The sequence below is a fragment of the Pseudomonas sp. Irchel s3f7 genome, from assembly GCF_900187615.1.
Lineage (GTDB): Bacteria > Pseudomonadota > Gammaproteobacteria > Pseudomonadales > Pseudomonadaceae > Aquipseudomonas.
On sequence record NZ_FYDO01000005.1, the window covers coordinates 157,845 to 176,175 of the forward strand.

General features: G+C 58.5%; 16 protein-coding genes. 9 read left to right on the plus strand and 7 right to left on the minus strand.

Features of this window, described 5'->3' with window-relative positions; translation table 11 throughout:
- Positions 1-64 precede the first annotated feature (64 nt).
- The 4 genes from CKW19_RS06065 (at position 65) to groL (ending at position 3,576) form a co-directional block, all read left to right on the plus strand.
- On the plus strand, positions 65-796 hold the full coding sequence (locus tag CKW19_RS06065; RefSeq protein ID WP_095057062.1) for a HugZ family protein: 732 nt from the start codon (positions 65-67) through the stop codon (positions 794-796).
- Between the two features lie 66 nt (positions 797-862).
- Positions 863-1,339 (plus strand): FxsA family protein, encoded by a 477-nt coding sequence (locus CKW19_RS06070; RefSeq protein WP_095057063.1) that lies wholly within the window; start codon positions 863-865, stop codon positions 1,337-1,339.
- 247 nt (positions 1,340-1,586) lie between these two features.
- Positions 1,587-1,880, plus strand: a complete 294-nt coding sequence (locus CKW19_RS06075; RefSeq protein WP_095057064.1) for a co-chaperone GroES — start codon at positions 1,587-1,589, stop codon at positions 1,878-1,880.
- A 49-nt stretch (positions 1,881-1,929) separates the two neighbouring features.
- Entirely contained in the window at positions 1,930-3,576 is a 1,647-nt protein-coding gene (groL, locus tag CKW19_RS06080) for a chaperonin GroEL (protein WP_008053540.1), read from the plus strand.
- Positions 3,577-3,662: 86 nt separating this feature from the next.
- Here groL and CKW19_RS06085 read toward each other — a convergent pair whose 3' ends face one another.
- Complete coding sequence (locus CKW19_RS06085) at positions 3,663-4,397, minus strand: phosphatase PAP2 family protein (RefSeq protein WP_095057065.1); 735 nt, start codon at positions 4,395-4,397, stop codon at positions 3,663-3,665.
- Between the two features lie 218 nt (positions 4,398-4,615).
- Here CKW19_RS06085 and colR point away from each other — a divergent pair, with 218 nt between their 5' ends.
- The 5 genes from colR (at position 4,616) to CKW19_RS06110 (ending at position 8,335) form a co-directional block, all read left to right on the plus strand.
- Complete coding sequence (gene colR, locus CKW19_RS06090; protein WP_095057066.1) at positions 4,616-5,299, plus strand: two-component system response regulator ColR; 684 nt, start codon at positions 4,616-4,618, stop codon at positions 5,297-5,299.
- Positions 5,289-6,569 (plus strand): HAMP domain-containing sensor histidine kinase, encoded by a 1,281-nt coding sequence (locus tag CKW19_RS06095; RefSeq protein ID WP_095057067.1) that lies wholly within the window; start codon positions 5,289-5,291, stop codon positions 6,567-6,569. Before colR ends, CKW19_RS06095 begins: the two co-directional genes overlap by 11 nt.
- Positions 6,570-6,721: 152 nt before the next feature.
- Complete coding sequence (locus CKW19_RS06100) at positions 6,722-7,390, plus strand: class I SAM-dependent methyltransferase (RefSeq protein WP_095057068.1); 669 nt, start codon at positions 6,722-6,724, stop codon at positions 7,388-7,390.
- A gap of 4 nt (positions 7,391-7,394) precedes the next feature.
- Positions 7,395-8,108, plus strand: coding sequence for a lipopolysaccharide kinase InaA family protein (locus CKW19_RS06105; protein WP_095057069.1), 714 nt, complete (start codon positions 7,395-7,397; stop codon positions 8,106-8,108).
- A 2-nt stretch (positions 8,109-8,110) separates the two neighbouring features.
- The gene (locus CKW19_RS06110; protein ID WP_095057070.1) at positions 8,111-8,335 is read left to right on the plus strand and encodes a hypothetical protein; all 225 of its coding nucleotides are present in this window, start codon (positions 8,111-8,113) and stop codon (positions 8,333-8,335) included.
- A gap of 173 nt (positions 8,336-8,508) precedes the next feature.
- On the opposite strand, the gene CKW19_RS06115 is transcribed toward CKW19_RS06110, so the two are convergent.
- The 6 genes from CKW19_RS06115 to CKW19_RS06140 form a co-directional block, all read right to left on the minus strand.
- The gene (locus tag CKW19_RS06115) at positions 8,509-11,547 is read right to left on the minus strand and encodes a multidrug efflux RND transporter permease subunit (RefSeq protein ID WP_095057071.1); all 3,039 of its coding nucleotides are present in this window, start codon (positions 11,545-11,547) and stop codon (positions 8,509-8,511) included.
- 13 nt (positions 11,548-11,560) lie between these two features.
- The gene (locus tag CKW19_RS06120) at positions 11,561-12,709 is read right to left on the minus strand and encodes an efflux RND transporter periplasmic adaptor subunit (RefSeq protein ID WP_095057072.1); all 1,149 of its coding nucleotides are present in this window, start codon (positions 12,707-12,709) and stop codon (positions 11,561-11,563) included.
- A gap of 213 nt (positions 12,710-12,922) precedes the next feature.
- Complete coding sequence (locus CKW19_RS06125) at positions 12,923-14,023, minus strand: DUF1513 domain-containing protein (protein ID WP_095057073.1); 1,101 nt, start codon at positions 14,021-14,023, stop codon at positions 12,923-12,925.
- 14 nt (positions 14,024-14,037) lie between these two features.
- Complete coding sequence (locus CKW19_RS06130; RefSeq protein ID WP_095057074.1) at positions 14,038-15,102, minus strand: imelysin family protein; 1,065 nt, start codon at positions 15,100-15,102, stop codon at positions 14,038-14,040.
- Between the two features lie 27 nt (positions 15,103-15,129).
- A complete protein-coding gene (locus tag CKW19_RS06135; protein WP_095057075.1) occupies positions 15,130-16,557 on the minus strand; it encodes a di-heme oxidoredictase family protein in 1,428 nt (475 codons plus the stop codon).
- Between the two features lie 237 nt (positions 16,558-16,794).
- Positions 16,795-18,135, minus strand: coding sequence for an imelysin family protein (locus CKW19_RS06140; RefSeq protein ID WP_095057135.1), 1,341 nt, complete (start codon positions 18,133-18,135; stop codon positions 16,795-16,797).
- Positions 18,136-18,331 lie beyond the last annotated feature (196 nt).

Here is an 18,331-nt window from a genome sequence, read left to right on the forward strand (position 1 = left end):
GGGCTGGAACTTTCACCAGTCGCCGTCCGTTTTTTTTGACGGATTCTAATTAAGGAGTCATAAATTGAGCGTAGAAGCGGCTAAGCATGCACGAGAATTGCTTCTCAAGGAATACCGTGGAGTGCTCTCCACGCACTCCAAATCAATGCCCGGCTTTCCGTTCGGCTCCGTCGTTCCATACTGCCTGGACGAGCAGGGTCGGCCCCTGATCCTTATCAGCCGCATCGCTCAGCACACTCATAACCTGCAAAAAGATCCCAAATGTTCGCTGTTTGTCGGCGAGCGCGGCGCTGAAGATGTACAAGCCGTTGGTCGCCTGACTTACCTCGCCGAGGCGCAGCAGCTGGAAGGCGAGGACGCTATCGCCGCGGCGGCCGAACGTTACTACCGCTACTTCCCGGAATCCCAGAGCTACCACACGGCACATGATTTTGATTTCTGGGTGCTCAAACCTGTACGCCACCGCTACATCGGCGGTTTCGGCGCGATTCACTGGGTCAACGACCTGACCCTGGCCAACCCGTTCGCCGGCAAAGCCGAAGTGAGCATGGTCGAGCACATGAATGCCGATCACGCCAAGGCCATTGCCCATTACGTCGATCTGGCCGGTTTGCCGAAAACCGCTGCGGCGCAAATGGTCGGTATCGATACCGAAGGCATGCACCTGCGCATCGGTCAAAGCTTGTACTGGTTGCCGTTTCAAGCGCCTTGTAATACGCCGACACAAGTCCGGGAAGCCTTGGTTTCTCTGGCTCATGCTGAACATTGGCCAAAAAATGAAGTGGCCGACGCTTGAATTCACGAAACGGCGACGTCATCTAAGGTGAACTGGCAAGGCATTCTTGCGTTGAGGAAACATTTGATGCGCCCTTTTTTGTTGCTCTTTCTGCTGTTCCCGGTGTTGGAGCTGTTCGTATTCGTCAAAGTGGCAGGGTCTATCGGGTTTTTCCCGGCTCTGCTGCTGGTCATTCTCGGCTCGATGTTCGGTGTGTTCGTGCTGCGCATCGCGGGGCTGGCCACGGCACTGCGTGCCCGTGAAAGCCTGAGCCGCGGCGAACTGCCAGCCCAGACCATGCTCGAAGGCCTGATGCTGGCGTTGGCCGGTGGCCTGTTGATCTTGCCGGGTTTCATCAGCGACGTGATCGGCTTGATCATGTTGCTGCCGGTCAGCCGTCGCCTGCTGGCCAACAAAATGCGCCAGCGTGCCGAGGAGCAGGCCATTCGCCAACGTGCGTTTGCCGATGACCTTCAAGCCCGGGGCGGACCTGCGCCGCGCGAGCCGCTGGGGCGTGAGCCCAACGTGATCGAAGGCGAGTTCGAACACCGCGACACCAAGTAACACATTCGACACACGGCACCTTCGGGTGCCGTGTTCGTTTGCGGGGCAACGAACAGAAAAATTTTCAATCCTCGCCCTTGTAATAAGCTTATGCGCCCTTATGTAACGGTCACCGCAAGGTTTCTGGCGAACACGCCAGACAGACTTCCGCGGTTCGCTTGACGAACCGCAACCGGCACCGCCGGACTTTGTTTAACCCGCCGGGACTACACCGGCCGATGAAAACCACAATTGGGAGAGATCGACAATGAAGCTTCGTCCTCTGCATGACCGCGTCGTTATCCGTCGCAGCGAAGAAGAAAAGAAAACCGCTGGCGGTATCGTCCTGCCAGGTTCGGCTGCTGAAAAAGCCAACAGCGGCGAAATCCTCGCTGTAGGCCCAGGCAAAGCACTGGAAAGCGGTGAAGTGCGTGCACTGTCCGTGAAAGTGGGCGACAAGGTTGTGTTCGGTCCTTACTCCGGCAGCAACACTGTGAAAGTCGACGGCGAAGACCTGCTGGTAATGAGCGAGAACGAAATTCTCGCTGTTATCGAAGGCTGATTACCCGCTCATTTTCCCGCTACTACAAAGTATTTAAGGAATATCGATCATGGCTGCTAAAGAAGTTCTGTTTGGCGATTCCGCCCGCAAGAAAATGCTCAAAGGCGTCAACGTCCTGGCTGACGCGGTAAAAGCGACCCTGGGCCCGAAAGGCCGTAACGTGATCATCGAGAAGAGCTTCGGCGCTCCGACCATCACCAAGGACGGCGTTTCCGTCGCCAAAGAAATCGAACTCGAAGACCGTTTCGAAAACATGGGCGCGCAGCTGGTCAAAGACGTTGCCTCCCGTGCCAACGATGACGCCGGCGACGGTACTACCACCGCTACCGTTCTGGCTCAGTCGATCGTCAACGAAGGCCTGAAAGCCGTCGCTGCCGGCATGAACCCGATGGATCTGAAGCGCGGCATCGACAAGGCGACCATCGCCATCGTCAAAGAGCTGAAAAACCTGTCCAAGCCATGCGCTGACACCAAGGCAATCGCTCAGGTGGGTACCATCTCCGCCAACTCCGACAACTCCATCGGCGACATCATTGCCGAAGCCATGGAAAAAGTCGGTAAAGAAGGCGTGATCACCGTTGAAGAAGGCACTGGCCTGGAAAACGAACTGTCGGTTGTAGAAGGCATGCAGTTCGACCGTGGCTACCTGTCCCCGTACTTCGTCAACAAGCCGGAAACCATGGTTGCCGAGCTGGACAACCCGCTGGTTCTGCTGGTCGACAAAAAGATCTCGAACATCCGCGAAATGCTGCCAGTGCTGGAAGCCGTTGCCAAAGCCGGCCGTCCACTGCTGATCGTTTCCGAAGACGTTGAAGGCGAAGCCCTGGCGACTCTGGTCGTGAACAACATGCGTGGCATCGTTAAAGTCGCAGCCGTCAAGGCTCCAGGCTTCGGCGACCGCCGCAAGGCCATGCTGCAGGACATCGCTGTTCTGACCGGCGGTACCGTTATCTCCGAAGAGATCGGCCTGAGCCTGGAAGCAGCCACCCTGGAAAACCTGGGTAGCGCCAAGCGCGTGACCATCTCCAAGGAAAACACCATCATCGTTGACGGTGCTGGCGTAGCAGGCGACATCGAGTCGCGCATTGCTCAGATCCGTGCCCAGGTTGCCGAAACTTCCTCGGACTACGACCGTGAAAAACTGCAAGAGCGTCTGGCCAAGTTGTCCGGCGGCGTTGCAGTGATCAAGGTTGGCGCTGGTTCCGAAGTAGAAATGAAAGAGAAGAAAGCCCGCGTTGAAGACGCCCTGCACGCTACCCGTGCAGCCGTTGAAGAAGGCGTGGTACCTGGCGGTGGCGTTGCGTTGATCCGCGCTCTGCAAACCTTGAACGATCTGAAAGGCGACAACGCTGATCAGGACGTAGGTATCGCTGTTCTGCGCCGTGCCGTTGAAGCACCGCTGCGTCAGATCGCTGCCAACAGCGGTGACGAGCCAAGCGTTGTGGTCAACGAAGTCAAGAACGGCAAAGGTAACTTCGGTTACAACGCTGCGACTGGCGAATACGGCGACATGATCGAAATGGGTATCCTGGACCCAACCAAGGTCACCCGTTCCGCGCTGCAAGCTGCATCGTCGATTGGCGGTCTGATCCTGACCACCGAAGCTGCAGTTGCTGATGCACCGAAGAAAGACGGCGGTGCTGGCGGCGGTATGCCAGACATGGGCGGTATGGGCGGCATGGGCGGCATGATGTAAGCCAGCCTTACCCCTGTACTGAAAACCCCGCCTGCGAAAGCAGGCGGGGTTTTTTATTGCCCATCGCAAAGTCAAAAGAACTTCTATCAAGCGCTGACAGGTTCTGCGTGCACCAAACTGCTCGAAGGCCGGTACAGAATCCAGTAATACGATCCCAGACAAATCAGCCAGCAGAAAATCGCCGTCCAAACGTTGTGCGAGAAAAAGTGCGCCCCCTGCATCATCCGGCCGATGGAGAACACGCTGCCCAGGGCAAAGGCGAACACAAATGCTGAGCGAGCCAAACGTGGGCGGCGGTCACGCAAGACGAAAAACAGGGCAAACAATGTGAATCCGGTCGCCGCATGGCCGCCCGGCCAGCAGCGTCCGGGTTTTTCGGTAGCAGGGCGCGGGCTCAGCAGTTCGCTATAGGTCTCATGACCACCGAATTGTTCAAGGCTCCACGGACATTGCACCGCCGTCACCGCTTTTATCGGTGTGACAAAAGAGGTCGCCAGCCCCAGAGACAGCACCAGACAACCCAATTCCCGTTTGAACGGCTTGAGCCTTGCGATGAAAAACGAGCCGATGAAACCGAGGATGGCAAACACCGAGAAGGCGATGACCACTTGTTTAGCGCGGTCGTGCAGGATGTCTTCCAGGAAATAACTGTGGCGCCCGATGAATTGCCCGGCGACCGGGTCGTAGAACAGCTTGGCCAGGTCCATGTCCAGGTTGGTCAATTCAAGCAATACCAAAATGATCGCCGCAATGACGGGGACCCCAAGGCACACCCAGAAATTGAGCGGGCGAGAGGCGGGGCGTGCAAGGGTCGAAACCATGCGAGTTCCTTGGTCAGTGAAATGTTCTGAAATGCGCAACCGCGCGGAGTTTGTGCCCGATTCTGTCGCCAGCGTGTGAATCGACAGTGAAAAACTTGTTAAGGCCGTAGCCGGTCAGTTTCCACATTTTTGAGCTTCACTCAGTCCTAGCCGTGAGCCGAACTTGGCCTTAAGCTGCGCGGGCCAAGACGGCCGTTACTGTGTACGGAGAGATGCCCATGCGAATTCTATTGGTTGAAGACAACCGCGATATCCTCGCCAACCTGGCCGATTATCTGGGGCTCAAAGGCTACACCGTGGATTGCGCGCAGGACGGACTGTCGGGCTTGCATCTGGCGGCTACCGAGCACTACGACTTGATCGTGCTCGACATCATGTTGCCCGGCATCGACGGTTACACCTTGTGCAAACGCCTGCGAGAGGATGCCCGTCGTGACACGCCGGTGATCATGCTCACGGCTCGCGATCAACTGAACGACCGTCTGCAAGGCTTCAAGTCCGGTGCAGACGATTACCTGATCAAACCCTTCGCCCTGTCTGAACTGGCGGCGCGGGTCGAAGCGGTCATGCGCCGAGCCCAAGGGGGCGGGCGTCGCACCTTGCAGGTCGGCGATTTGAGCTACGACCTCGACACATTGGAGGTCACCCGCGAAGGGCGTCTACTGAAACTCAACCCCGTGGGCCTGAAGTTGCTGGCCGTGCTGATGCAGAAAAGCCCCCACGTGCTGCGCCGTGAAATTCTCGAAGAAGCGTTGTGGGGCGATGACTGCCCGGACAGCGACAGCTTGCGCAGCCACGTCCATCAACTGCGCCAGGTGATCGACAAGCCGTTCGCCAAACCGCTGCTGCAAACCGTACACGGTGTGGGTTACCGCTTGGCCGAGGGCCGTGATGGAGTTTAGACAGAGCCTTTCCCAGCGGATCATCATTGCTTTTGCACTGATGAGCGCTCTGGTAGCAGGCGCCTTTGCCATGGGCATCATCGCGACGGTGCACCTGGTTGAAGAAAAACTGATTTCGGCTGGTCTGGGCGGCGATTTGCAGCGGTTGTTGCTGATGGACAGCGTCTCGGACTGGAGCCATCGTCCCGAGCCGGATCAACTGTTCTATTTCAGCGGCGGGCCGGGTGACTTTGACCTGCCAAAGGATTTGCGGCATCTGGTCCCGGGCTTTCATGAAGTTTTTCGCGACCATCTGTCGTACCACGCGATGGTCGAAATTGTCGATGGTCGGCATTACGTGCTGTTGCAGGATCAAAGCGACTTCGAAGAGCGCGAGCGGGTGCTGTTTGCGATTGTGTTGGTAGGTTTCGTGTTGAGCCTGGCGCTGGCCGTGTTTCTCGGCTGGGTTTTGGCGCGCAAAGTGATGGCGCCGGTGGTGCGTCTGGCTCGTCAAGTGCGCCATCGCGATCAGCTGTTAGGTCTGGCGCCTCCACTGGCACCGGATTACGCCGCCGACGAAGTCGGCGAATTGGCCGTGGCATTTGACGCGACCCTCGGGCGTCTGCGCCAGGCATTGTCTCGCGAGCGCCTGTTTACCAGTGATGTCAGCCATGAACTGCGCACCCCGTTGATGGTTCTGGCCAGTTCCTGCGAATTGTTGCTGGAAAATCCCGGTCTCGATCTACGCGGCCGTGCTCAAGTCGAGCGGATCGCTCGGGCGTGCGAAGAGATGCGCGAGCTGGTGCAAACCTTTCTGATGCTGGCTCGCGCTCAGCGTGAAGATGCCAGTATGTCGCCTCAGCAGACACTGAGCGAAGTGGCGGACGGCCTGCTCGGTCTATGGCGTGAGCCGATCGAAGCCAAGGGGTTGAAGCTGCTTTTTGAATCCGCAGACCCGCCGCCGATTTGTTACAACGCGACGCTGTTGCAAGCGGTGATGGGCAACCTGCTACGTAATGCATTGCATTACACAGAGAGCGGATTCATCCAACTGACCCTGACCGCCACCGGGTTTTTGGTGGAAGACAGCGGTGTTGGCATTCCTGAGGAAAAACGTGAAGCGATGTTCGAGCCTTTTGTGCGCGGAAGCGAGAAGCGCGGGGAAGGTTTGGGGCTTGGTCTGTCGCTCGTGCAGCGGATCTGTGAAAACCAGGGCTGGAGCGTCAGCCTGGCAAATATGGAACCCCATGGCTGTCGTTTTGAAGTGGAATTGATTCGAATTGAGGCCTAATCTCAATGGGTTCAGGCCATGAATTGATTTTTCTCTGAAAAACCTTGTAATGAATTGAGGTTTTCCTAACATTTTTTTCACAAACGCATGACCTGACGCTGACACGCCTCTACCTACTGTGGTTGTCATCAGAATTTCAGGAGACTGTGATAATGGATGGCCCGATCAAACTCGATTTTTCGGAGAAGTACGACGATCAGCACGCGCAACGCTATTTGCTCAAGCATAAGGATGGACTCGGTCGTCGCTTGTCTCACTGGCGTGACGTTCAAATGGGTCGCAAAGCTTTGTCTTTGGTCGGCGAGCCGGGCCTTGTCCTCGATTTACCCTGCGGTGCGGGACGGTTCTGGCCCATGCTGGCGGAAAAGCCCAACCGTGTGATCATCGGCGCCGACAATTCAGAGTCCATGTTGAAGATCGCCACCCAGTCTCAACCTGCCGATGTCGTGAAACGGGTACAACCCTTGCACACTTCTGCGTTTGACATCGGCTTGCCGGATAACGCCGTCGACAGCATCTTTTGCATGCGTTTGCTCCACCACATCGGTGAAGCCGAGCATCGACTGACCATTTTGCGCGAGTTCGAGCGTGTTTCCCGGGATAGCGTGATCCTTTCGTTGTGGGTCGATGGCAATTTCAAAGCATGGAAACGCAAGCGCGCCGAGAAATCCCGTGCTCAGGCAGGTTACCAAAACCGTTTTGTGTTACCAGCCGCTACCGTAGAAAAGGAATTTGAGCAGGCGGGCTTCCGGATCCAGGAACAACTGGACTTCATACCGCTCTATGCCATGTGGCGAGTTTACGTATTGCGCAAGAGGTAACACGATGGCAGTGCAGTGTGCAGCAGAAACGGAAGTCCCCTCCCTGGATCGCTTCGATTACTTTTGGAATCAGCGCGGTGAATGGGTGGAAGAACCCAACGTCCGTCGCGGTGGGGAGAGTGGTGTTCAGCGAGTCACAGACCAAGACGGTCAGTTGCTCTACGTCAAGCGTCAGACCGGGCACGTCCATCGTAGCTGGCTGTATCCGTTTGGTCGGCCCACGGTGTTGCGTGAGCGTGATGCACTCACTGGTGTGAGCGCACTGGGTGTTCGCGTTCCACACATCGTCTTTTGCGGCGCACAGCGCGATCCGGTCCATAAATGGCGCGCGCTGTTGGTGACCAAGTCGCTGGACGGCTTCGAGGAAGTCCAGCACTGGTACGCTGGCGGTGGTCGCGAGCGTCACGGTGAAGCGGTGCATGATCGAGTGCTGAAGGACTTGGCCGAGAATCTGGCGCGCATGCACAAGGGCCGTTGGCAACACAGCTGCATTTACATCAAGCACGTATTCGTTCGTGTGACCGGTGAGGGCGATTCGGCCAACGTCGAGGTTGCCCTGATCGATCTGGAGAAGTGCCGACAGCGCTTGACCGCCTATCGCGCTGCTGCCCATGACATGAAGCAACTGCGTCGCCACTCGTCGTTCAGTGCGACGGACTGGGAAAAACTCGTCTATTTTTATGAGACGGCGTTTGGCAGCGCTATCAAAGGTTTATAGCAATGAAACTCGAAATTGCACGAGGTTTGTTTTTGGTAGGAGCCTTGGCAGTTGCGTCGATTGCGCTGGCAGCCTGGGAGCAACCACGCACCCAGATTCTCAGCTCAGCCCATGCAGATGAGCATCGTATGCCACGGATTGCCAAGGCATCTGTGGCCACCCGGCCCGATCATGATTTGTTGCTGTTCATGTTCGGACTTTCTCAAGGAATGAGGCCGGAAAGTTGACCAGATTGAAGCCCAAGTAAAAGGCCTCGCTAATGCGAGGCCTTTTTTGTTGGCGCAGTTTTTCGTCCTGCACATCCCCTGTAGGAGCGAGTTTGCTCGCGATGACGGCATCACATTCAATAAAAACATTGACTTGATACACCACTATCGCGAACAAGCTTGCTCCCACGAGGCTATGTGTTCGTCTCAGGTTTATCGGGCTTGGCCAGTAACGTGTACACGCACGGCAATACAAACAAAGTGAAGAGCGTGCCAATCGACATGCCAGTGGCGATCACCGTGCCAATGTCGAACCGACTGACCGCACCCGCGCCCGTGGCGATGATCAACGGCACCATGCCGAATACCATCGCGGCAGTGGTCATCAACACCGGACGCAGACGAATGGCTGCGGCTTCCTCTACTGCTTCTCGGGCAGTCAGCCCCTTGTCCTTGCGCAACTGGTTGGCGAACTCAACAATCAGAATCCCGTGCTTGCTGATCAGTCCGATCAACGTGACCAGACCGACCTGCGTGTAGATGTTCATGCTCGACCAGCCCAGGAACAGCGGAATCAATGCGCCGCAAATTGACAGCGGCACGGTCACCAGGATGACCAATGGGTCGCGGAAGCTTTCGAACTGGGCCGCCAACACGAGGAAGATGATCGCCAATGCCAGGCCAAACGTGACCCACAAGGCGCTACCCTCCTGAACGTACTGCCTCGATGCACCGGCGTAGTCGAAGGCGAAGCCGGCGGGCGCTTCTTCACTGGCGATCTGGCGCACGGTGTCGATGGCTTCCCCCATGCTCACCAGCGGCACCCCGGACAGGATGGCCGAGTTGAGTTGCTGGAACTGATTCAGCTGTCGTGGACGTGCGCGGTCGGTGACGGTGATCAGGGTGGACAAGGCCAGCAACTCGCCTTTTGTGTTCTTGACGTAATAGTTGTTCAACCATTCAGGGTTATCGCGAAAGGGTCGTTCGACCTGGGCGATGACTTTGTAGCTACGACCTTCAATGGTGAATCGGTTGATTTCGGCTTCACCGAGCAGCGTGGCCAGCGTTCCCCCCAGGTCCTGCATCGATACACCCATCTGCGCAGCCTTGGCGCGGTCGATGTCTACTACTACTTCAGGTTTGTCGAACGCGAGGTCGACGTCGACGAACGCGAACTTGCCGGACTCCATCGCCCGTTTCTTCACCCGGTCGACCACTTGCAGCAATAACTCGTAGTCGTTGGCGGAGTTGATGACGAACTGGAAGGGCAACCCTTCGCCGGTGCCCGGCAGCGAGGGCAGGTTGAAACCGAATACTTGCAGGCCTGGAATGCTTTCGAGTTTGGCCTGGACCTCCGGCAGGATCGCCATCTGCGTGCGGCTGCGGTCGTTCCACGGTTTGAGCAGGAAGCCGCCAATCCCCGACTGCACACCGTTGAAACCATTGATCTGAAACGATGAGTAGTACTCGGGAAACGATTTGAAGATGTTGATGAAGTCGTCGGTGTAGGTGTTCAGGTAGTCGAGGTTGGTGGGTTGTGGCGCATTGGCCAGCATGAAAATGATGCCCTGGTCTTCGTCCGGTGCCAGTTCCGACTTGGTGAACTTGAGCAGTACGGGGATCAGGCACAACACGATGACTGCGAACACCAACACCACTGGTCGGGTGTTCAGGGTGCCATGCAGCATGCTTTGGTAGCGGCGCTTGAGACTTTCGAAAATCACATCGAGGCGATGAGCCAGCCCGCTGGGGTTTTCATCGTGGCGCAGCAGCAGGGCGCACATCATCGGTGACAGTGTCAGTGCGACGATGCCGGAGATCACCACCGCTCCGGCCAGGGTCAGGGCGAACTCCTTGAACAATGCACCGGTGAGACCGGTCAGGAAGCCGATGGGGGCATACACCGCCGCCAGGGTGATGGTCATCGAAACCACCGGCATGGCGATTTCCCGGGCACCCTCGATGGCTGCATCCAGCGGTGTCTTGCCTTCTTCGATGTGGCGGTGGATGTTTTCCACGACCACGATGGCATCGTCCACCACAAGACCAATGGCCAACACCATCGCCAGCAAGGTCAGCAGGTTGATCGAGTAGCCCATCATCTGCATGAAGAACATCACGCCGATCATCGACAAGGGGATGGTGACCACCGGAATCACCACCGAACGCAGGGCTCCGAGGAACAGGAACACCACCACGATCACGATCAGTACCGCTTCGAACAGGGTTTTCACCACTTCGTCGATCGAGGCCTGGATGAACAGAGTGGCGTCGTAGGCGATTTCACCCTTGAGGTTCGGCGGTAACTGCGCCTCAAGGTCCGGCATGATCTTGCGTACTTCCTTGATCACTTCCAGCGGGTTGGCGCCAGGTGTGGCCTTGATGCCGATGTACACCGAGGGAGTGCCACCAAAGGAGCTGATGGTGTCGTAGTTTTCTGCGCCCATCTCCACTCGTGCTACATCGCGCAGCAGCACACGGCTGTCGCCATCGACCTTGAGCGCAATCGCCCCGAAAGCTTCGGCGGACTTGAGCTCGGTATTGGCGTTGATGCTGGTGACCACATACTGGCCTTTCACTTCACCGGCGGCGGAGAGGAAGTTGTATTGGCGTACGGCGTTGGTCACGTCGCTGGCACTCAGGCCGAATCCGGCCAGTTTTACCGGATCCAGCCACAGCCGCATGGCAAACACCTGGTTGCCGAGGATCTCGGCTTCGGCCATGCCGGGCAGGGTTGCCAGCTTCGGCTGGATCACCCGTGACAGGTAATCGGTGATCTGCGGGTTGCTCAGTTCCTTGCTGAAGAAACTGATGTACATCAGCGCCGAGGCGTCTGCCGCTTCTTTACTCAGGACCGGGTCTTCGGCGTCTTGGGGCAGCTGATTCTTCACCTCATTGGCTTTGGCCAACAGTTCGGTGAACAGTCGGTCGCTGTTGGCGCCGATGCGGGCATAGATCGATATCACCGAAAAGTTCTGTCGGCTGACCGAGGTCATGTAGTCGATGCCTTCGGCGCTCGCCAGGCTCTGTTGCATCGGCTGGGTGATGTAGCCCTGAATGGTCTCGGCGTTGGCCCCGGGGTAAGCGGTGGTCACCGTGATCAGGGCGTTTTCCATCTGCGGGTACTGACGCAGCGGCAGCTTGCTCCAGGCTTGAAAGCCCAGCAGCACAATCAACAGGCTGACCACGGTAGCGAGAACCGGGCGGCGGATGAACGGGTCGGTAAAGGCCATGGGGATTCCTTGATCAGTCCGCGCGTGGCGGGCTGTTCTTCTCGCCTAGAGTCTTGTCATCGCTGATGGCAATGTGCGCACCGTTGTCCAGTTTGATCTGGCCAGCCGTCACCACTTTTTCGCCGTTCTGCACGCCTTTGGTGATCATCACCTGGCCATCACGGCGCTCGCCGGTTTCGACAAATCGCCGTTCGGCGATCAGTACCGGCTGGCCTTTGTCGTCTTTTTCAAGGCTGCCGTCTTCGGCCTTCTTCTGGGTGGCGACATACACCGAGTTGCCATAGAGCGTGTAGGTGATGGCGCTTTCCGGGACAACGATGCGAAGCTGCGGGGCGGGCAGCAACACCTGGAGGCTGGCGAACATCCCCGGCAACAACTTGCCATCAGGGTTGGCCAGTTTCGCGCGCACTTGCACGTTACGGGTGCTGTTCTCGACTTTCGGGTTGATTGCGCTGATGGTGCCGGGGAACACCTGCGTCGGATAGGACGCGACAATGATCTGCACCGCTTGCCCCACGGCAATCCTCGGCACTGACTGCTCGGGAATGAAAAAGTCGACATACAGGCTGCTGAGATCTTGCAGCGTGGCAATCATGGTGCCACTGGCCACGTAGTCGCCGACGTCCACCTGACGGATGCCGATGGTGCCGCTGAAGGGCGCGAGGATGCTCTTTTTGCCCAGTGCGGCCTTGAGTTGATTGACCGAAGCCTTGCTCTTTTTATAGACCGCGGAGAGCCGGTCGAACTCGCCCTTGGAAATGGCCTCGCTGCCCACCAGTTGACTGCCGCGATTGTAATCCACCTGGGCCAGTCCAAGATCGGCCAGGGCGGTTTCCAGCAGGGCGCTTTCCACGGCGCTGTCGAGCCGGATGATGGGTTGACCGGCCTTTACTTTCTGTCCTGACTCGAATTGCACATCAATGACGGTGCCATCGGTTTCCAGACTCAGGTCAACACCTTGCAGCGCCTTCAGGGTACCAACCGTGGGCAGCCGGGCTTGCCACGGACGTTCGATAGCCGTGGCCACGGCGACACTGATAGGCGGTTTCGGTGCGGAGAAGCCCTGGATCATCGTGTAGATCGAGAAGGCTTTGTAAGCGGCCAGCACCAGCACAATCAGCAGAACAACACCCAACATGATCAGCATGCGGCGACGCAGCATATTTCCAGTTCCTTGGAGAAAATCAGGTGAGACAGTGGGGCACATTACCGCGACTGGGAGGGGGAATCCAATCGATGTTTTTCCGGTTTTCCTCGATCTGTAGGAGCCGGCTTGCTGGCGAAGAAGCCCTTGAGCGCGGTGCAGTTCTCAAGATAGCCATCGCTGGCAAGCCAGCTCCTACTGAGCGTATTTAGGTAAGGCGTTGCAGCAGGTTCAGGTCATCAGGTGAAGATGGTTGTCCCAGAGCCCTGCCGGCAGTTCCAGGGGTTTGGCGACGAGGTTTTCCTGACGGCAATCGTAGTAGCGGCAACGTCCCTGACCCGAGGTCACGACAAAGCCATCGGCCACTGCGCCGACCCCGGCGCAATCGGGAAGCGGCGCATCCAGGCGCACTTCGCCGCTGTCCAGGTCCCAGATAAAAAAGCGATTGCCCCGTGGCGCGGTCAACGCCACCAGGCGCAAGTCACTGTGCACCGCGACGCTGGCGGTGTAATGCCCCATGGCCTGCAACTGGTGCTCAGGCACCGGGAACGCCACGAACGGCTGGCCGGGGCGCTTGATCGCCAGCAGCTCCGACGATTCGTGGGCCGCGCCCATGAATTGCTGCCCGGCGACGATGGTGCCGTCACTGGCAATCCCCAGGTGACGCACGCTGTTCATCTGCTGGGCGAGGGTTTCCTTGCTCAGCAGGGTGCCGTCGCGTTGCATCAGGACCAGGCTCGGTTCCATGGCGTTGAGATTCATCTCGACCCGGCTTTCGGCCTCGGTACGAATCCCGCCGTTGGCCACCACCAGGGTTTCGCCGTCGGGCATCCACGACACCTGATGCGGGCCGATGCCATGGGTAGAAATCTCGCCGCTGTGCACCAGCCGTTCGCCTTCGAATTTGTACACCCCGAGCAGACCGCGACCCGGATCGGTGGTGTCGTTTTCGGTGGCGTACAGCCAGTCGCCGCTCTGGTGAATCACCGCGTGACCGTAGAAGTGCCGGTTCGGTTGCGACGTTACGGTTTGCAGCAGCGCACCGTCGCGCAGGTCGACCAGGTAGCTCTCGGTGCCAGGGCGACGGGCGACAAACAGCGCAATCGGCAGCGTCGGGTGGTTGATGATGTCGTGGCAACGCTGGCCGACCCGGGTGGCAAACACCTGGGTGCCGTCCAGCCGATAACCCACGGCGTAATGCTTGCCGTCGGTATCGTCCCGCGCTGAAAGCAGCAGCGGGCTTTGGTCCTTTTGCCGGAACAGCTTCCAGCCGCCCAGCGTCATCGCACCCAGCAGCAAACTACCTAATGTCAGAGCCTGGCGTCGCAGCATGGCAGTCGCCCTCATCAGTCACCGTCGTTGGCGTTGAAGCCCAGTTGGATGCCCAGCGCCTTGGCCAGTTCGCCTTCGTGCAGACGATGGACAACGTTGAGGCTGTCGTAGAGCTCGTTGAGCTGCTGGCGACCGGCCTCGTCATTGAGCAAGTCGGTCAGCGAGCGCTTGTTGCTGGCGAACAGTTTCAGTGCGGCGGCGTAGGCAGCGTCGATTTTGTCGGCCAATGGCTTCTGCTCGCTCGGCAACAGACCACGCAGGCCTTTGTTGTCCACACCTTCCCAGACGGTTTTGGCGGCCGCAAGGCTGGCTTCGAGGCCCGCGAGGGACGATTGACTGCGCCAGGCATCGGCCTGGAACGGCTGCGGGACGCCCTTGGTCTGACGACCCATTGGGGTGCCGAGCTTTTTCTTCAGGGTGTCGAGGGCGGTCACTTGTACGCGCAGCAGATCAGCGATGGCTTCGTGGGAGTCGGCGTAGCGCTGGTTCGGGAACTTGCTCATCTGCGCGAGCATGCCGTCGGTGTTGTTCCAGCCTTTCAGGATTTCTTCAGCCAATTGCTTTTGACGTTCGCCAATCGCGATCAGCAGCGGGCAGTATTTGGCTTTCTGCTCAGCGTTGGCCACATCAGGCTTGCTGTCGAACAGGATGTATTCGTAGGCCGACAGACCCTGCACCACGACACTGGATTTGGCCAGTGCAGCCGCATCGATCTGCGGTTGCGCGGTGACCAGTTGTTCGACCTGACGGCCGACGAGGTTTTTCTTGTCCGGCCAGAACTGTACTTGCCATGCACGGTTGCCTTCAGCCAGTGGCCCGATCAACAGCGGTTGCAATTCGGCCCAGGCCTTTTGTGCGTGCAGGAAGTCGGCGCGGGCGGTGTCCAGGGTTTCCTTGCCTTCGCAATAGGCGAGGGCGCTGACGGCCAGTTGGCGGTCGGCTTCAACCCAGCGGGTGTAGGTCGGCAGGATCACCGATTTGGCGATGGCTGCCGACGTGACCGCTTGCGGGTCCTGGGGCGAACAGGCGCCCAGCGCAAGGGCGGCAAGGCTGGTGAATAGCAGTTTGGGACGGAACATGTCGGGCTCCCGCTGAAGGAATGCGTGTTAAAGGGAATTCAAAAACGCCAGCAACGCAGCGCGCTGCTCGGCATTGAAAGACAAAACCTGTTGCTGCGCCGCTGCCGCCTCACCGCCATGCCAGAGCACGGCCTCGAGCAGATTACGGGCGCGGCCGTCGTGCAGGAACTGCGTGTGACCGCTGACCGCCTGAGTCAGGCCAATGCCCCACAACGGCGGGGTGCGCCAGTCGCGGCCACTGGCCTGGAATTCGGTACGGTTGTCGGCCAGGCCGTCGCCCATGTCATGCAGCAGCAGATCGCTGTACGGACGAATCACTTGATTGGCCAGTTCAGGTTCGGCAGCGTTGGTTGCGGTGGTGTATTTCGGTGTGTGGCAGGACTGGCAACCGGCCTGATAGAACAGGCTCTTGCCGGCCAACACTTGCGGTGCACTGACATCACGGCGGGCGGGTACGGCGAGGTTACGGCTGTAGAACAGCACCAGGCGCAGGATGTTGTCACTGACTTCCGGCTCGCCATCCGGGCCGTTGCCATTGGGTGCCTGTTTGCAGGCGATTTGCGTGTCGGTGCAGTCATCAACGGGTTTCAGGCTGGTCGTGAGGCCCATATCACCCGAAAACGCGTGAACATTTTGTTGATTGAGATTGGGTTGCCCGGCTTTCCAGCCGAATCGTCCGAGAACGGTTTTTTGCTGTGCATCGTCCCAGACCCGGTTCGGGCGCCCGGCGATGCCGTTGTTCGCCTTGGCCTGAGCCTGCGCGTTGGCCAGGATCGCCTCGTCGGGGATTGCTTCAAGGAGGCCGAGGCCAATCATCGGTGGGGCTACGCGGGCGGAGAATCGGGTGTCCGGGTGCATCGGTCCGTAGTTTAACCGGGTGATGTTCAGGCTCGGTTTGCGCAATTCGACCTCGGTGCCGTCCTTGAAGCGAATCGGTACGGGCGTGTAGTCAACCCGCACTTTGCCTTCCGGTTCCACGCCGGGTACGGCCATGTCCTGGAACTGACCGCCGTAGACGGGCTCGGGCACGACGCCGATTTGTTCGATGACCTTGGCGTAGGCCGGTGCATCGGGGATCGACAGGCGCACCAGCATCGATACCGCGTTCTGTGCGCCGGGCTCGGGTGGATGACCCCGGCCATCCTTGATGTGGCAACCCTGGCAGGCGTTGGTGTTGAACAGCGGGCCGAGGCCATCGCGTGCAGTGGTGGTCGACGGAGCGATCACCCACGGGTTACGGAAAAAGCTGTTGCCGACGCTGAAATCCACGCGCCGTGACGGCGGGAGGTTGGCGGAGGGCAGGGAAAACGAATTTTGATCGGTCTTGCGCACGGTCGCGCTGCCACCGGAGCGGGCTTCGCCGGGTTCGGCCTGGGTGAATTTCGGGGCGTCATCGCAGGCACTCAGGCCCAAGGCCAGAAACAGTGCGGACAAGCGAAGCAGCAGCGAGGGCATCAGACATCCTGCAGACGAGCAAAACAAGGGCGCAAAGTCTAACAGGGCAGGGGAATTTGAATAAGAGGAATTATCGTTTGCTTGGATTTGTAGGCGGTGGCGCAGGTTGAGATCTGTTGGTCTTGCCGTTGAGAAGATCGCAGCCTCGTTTCACTCGACAGCTCCTACAGGATTAGTGGTGTTCCGGCGAACAAAAAAGGCGACCCGAAGGTCGCCTTTTTATTCAGTCAGCGTTGATCAGAATTCGTGATCAGCGTTGTCCGGGTTCAGGTCGCTGATGCCCAGTTTGCCTGCGGCAGCTTCGATCGAGCCGGTCTGCTTGACCAGGGAAGCGATGGCGTCGCGAACGATCTGGTTGCCGGCGGTGTTACCGGCGGCGATCAGTTGGTCGTAGTGCTCACCCTTGTTGGCGTGGTCGACGATCACTTGCATCTTCGCTTCGGTCGCTGCGAGGTCGGCTTTCAGCGCCGTGTCGGCAGCCGGGTCGGCTTTGGCCACCAGGGACGACAGGCTGGCGCCGGTCATTTTGGTGCCATCGACGCGAGTGTATTCACCCAGGTAGACGTTCCGGATGCCTTTGGCATCGTAGAACTGCGAGTTGTGGGTGTTGTCGCTGAAGCAATCGTGTTCGTCTTCAGGGGAGTTGGCTTCCAGGGAAACCTTCATGCGCTCGCCTGCCAGTTCGCCCAGGGACAGGCTGCCCATGCCGAACAGCATTTTGCGCAGACCGGTTTCCACCGGTTCGGCTTGCAGAGTGGCGCGGTAGTTGTCAGCCACGTTTGGCTTCCAGTTACCGACCATTTCTTCCAGGTCGCTGACCAGCAGCTGAGTGACAGACTTCAGGTAAGCGCGACGACGATCGTTGTGACCACCGGTGGCGCCTTTGCCTTCCAGGTAGTCGGAAGCTGGACGGTTGCCGGCGCCTGGGCCGGTACCGTTCAGGTCCTGGCCCCAGAGCAGGAATTCAATGGCGTGGTAGCCGGTGGCAACGTTGGCCTCGGAACCACCCAGCTCGTTCAGGCTGGCGAGTTTTTCCGGGGTGATGTCTTTTACGTCAACCTTGTCTTCGCCGACCTGGATTTGCGTGTTGGCGATGATGTTGGCGGTAGCGCCAGGGTTGCCCAGCGCGTGTTCATAGGACTTGTCGACGTAGTCGATCAGGCCTTCGTCCAATGGCCAGGCGTTCAGCTGACCTTCCCAGTCGTCGATGATGGTGTTGCCGAAGCGGAACACTTCACTCTGCAGGTACGGAACGCGTGCTGCGATCCAGGCAGCCTTGGCGGCTTTCAGCGTGTCGGCGTTCGGCTTGGCGAGGAATGCGTCGACGGCTGTTTGCAGGGTCTTCGCAGTGGATTCGGCATCGCTGTAAACGGCGAAGACGATGTCGGCGTAATGGGCGACAACGGCTTTGCCGGCGGCTTCGTCGACTTTGCCGGCAGCGGCAGGTGCAGCGGCTGGAGCAGCAGCAGTGCTGGCAGCTGGTGCAGGAGCGGCAGCTTTGTCTTTGCCTTCACCGCAACCGGCGAGGGAAATAGCGATGGCCAACAGACTGGCGGTAGCCAGAGGCATACGAATCATGGCGAACATCCTGCTTCGATAAGGGGTGGTATGGCGCTGTCTAAGCGCAAAACTGCGACATAATGCAAATCTTTCGCATTATGTGTAAAGGGTTGCAGGTGGAAATATTTCTTATTCATGGGGCTGCAAGCTCACTCTGTAGGAGCGAGCTTGCTCGCGATGAACGTGGGGACAGCGCGTTTTTTCAGGCTAAACG

What these genes read in the sequence shown, in the direction of transcription:
- CKW19_RS06070 (WP_095057063.1), top strand. Translation starts at nt 863, where the DNA reads ATGCGCCCTTTTTTGTTGCTCTTTCTGCTGTTCCCGGTGTTGGAGCTG.
- CKW19_RS06075 (WP_095057064.1), top strand. Translation starts at nt 1,587, where the DNA reads ATGAAGCTTCGTCCTCTGCATGACCGCGTCGTTATCCGTCGCAGCGAA.
- groL (WP_008053540.1), top strand. Translation starts at nt 1,930, where the DNA reads ATGGCTGCTAAAGAAGTTCTGTTTGGCGATTCCGCCCGCAAGAAAATG.
- CKW19_RS06085 (WP_095057065.1), bottom strand. Translation starts at nt 4,397, where the DNA reads ATGGTTTCGACCCTTGCACGCCCCGCCTCTCGCCCGCTCAATTTCTGG.
- colR (WP_095057066.1), top strand. Translation starts at nt 4,616, where the DNA reads ATGCGAATTCTATTGGTTGAAGACAACCGCGATATCCTCGCCAACCTG.
- CKW19_RS06095 (WP_095057067.1), top strand. Translation starts at nt 5,289, where the DNA reads ATGGAGTTTAGACAGAGCCTTTCCCAGCGGATCATCATTGCTTTTGCA.
- CKW19_RS06100 (WP_095057068.1), top strand. Translation starts at nt 6,722, where the DNA reads ATGGATGGCCCGATCAAACTCGATTTTTCGGAGAAGTACGACGATCAG.
- CKW19_RS06105 (WP_095057069.1), top strand. Translation starts at nt 7,395, where the DNA reads ATGGCAGTGCAGTGTGCAGCAGAAACGGAAGTCCCCTCCCTGGATCGC.
- CKW19_RS06110 (WP_095057070.1), top strand. Translation starts at nt 8,111, where the DNA reads ATGAAACTCGAAATTGCACGAGGTTTGTTTTTGGTAGGAGCCTTGGCA.
- CKW19_RS06115 (WP_095057071.1), bottom strand. Translation starts at nt 11,547, where the DNA reads ATGGCCTTTACCGACCCGTTCATCCGCCGCCCGGTTCTCGCTACCGTG.
- CKW19_RS06120 (WP_095057072.1), bottom strand. Translation starts at nt 12,709, where the DNA reads ATGCTGCGTCGCCGCATGCTGATCATGTTGGGTGTTGTTCTGCTGATT.
- CKW19_RS06125 (WP_095057073.1), bottom strand. Translation starts at nt 14,023, where the DNA reads ATGCTGCGACGCCAGGCTCTGACATTAGGTAGTTTGCTGCTGGGTGCG.
- CKW19_RS06130 (WP_095057074.1), bottom strand. Translation starts at nt 15,102, where the DNA reads ATGTTCCGTCCCAAACTGCTATTCACCAGCCTTGCCGCCCTTGCGCTG.
- CKW19_RS06135 (WP_095057075.1), bottom strand. Translation starts at nt 16,557, where the DNA reads ATGCCCTCGCTGCTGCTTCGCTTGTCCGCACTGTTTCTGGCCTTGGGC.
- CKW19_RS06140 (WP_095057135.1), bottom strand. Translation starts at nt 18,135, where the DNA reads ATGATTCGTATGCCTCTGGCTACCGCCAGTCTGTTGGCCATCGCTATT.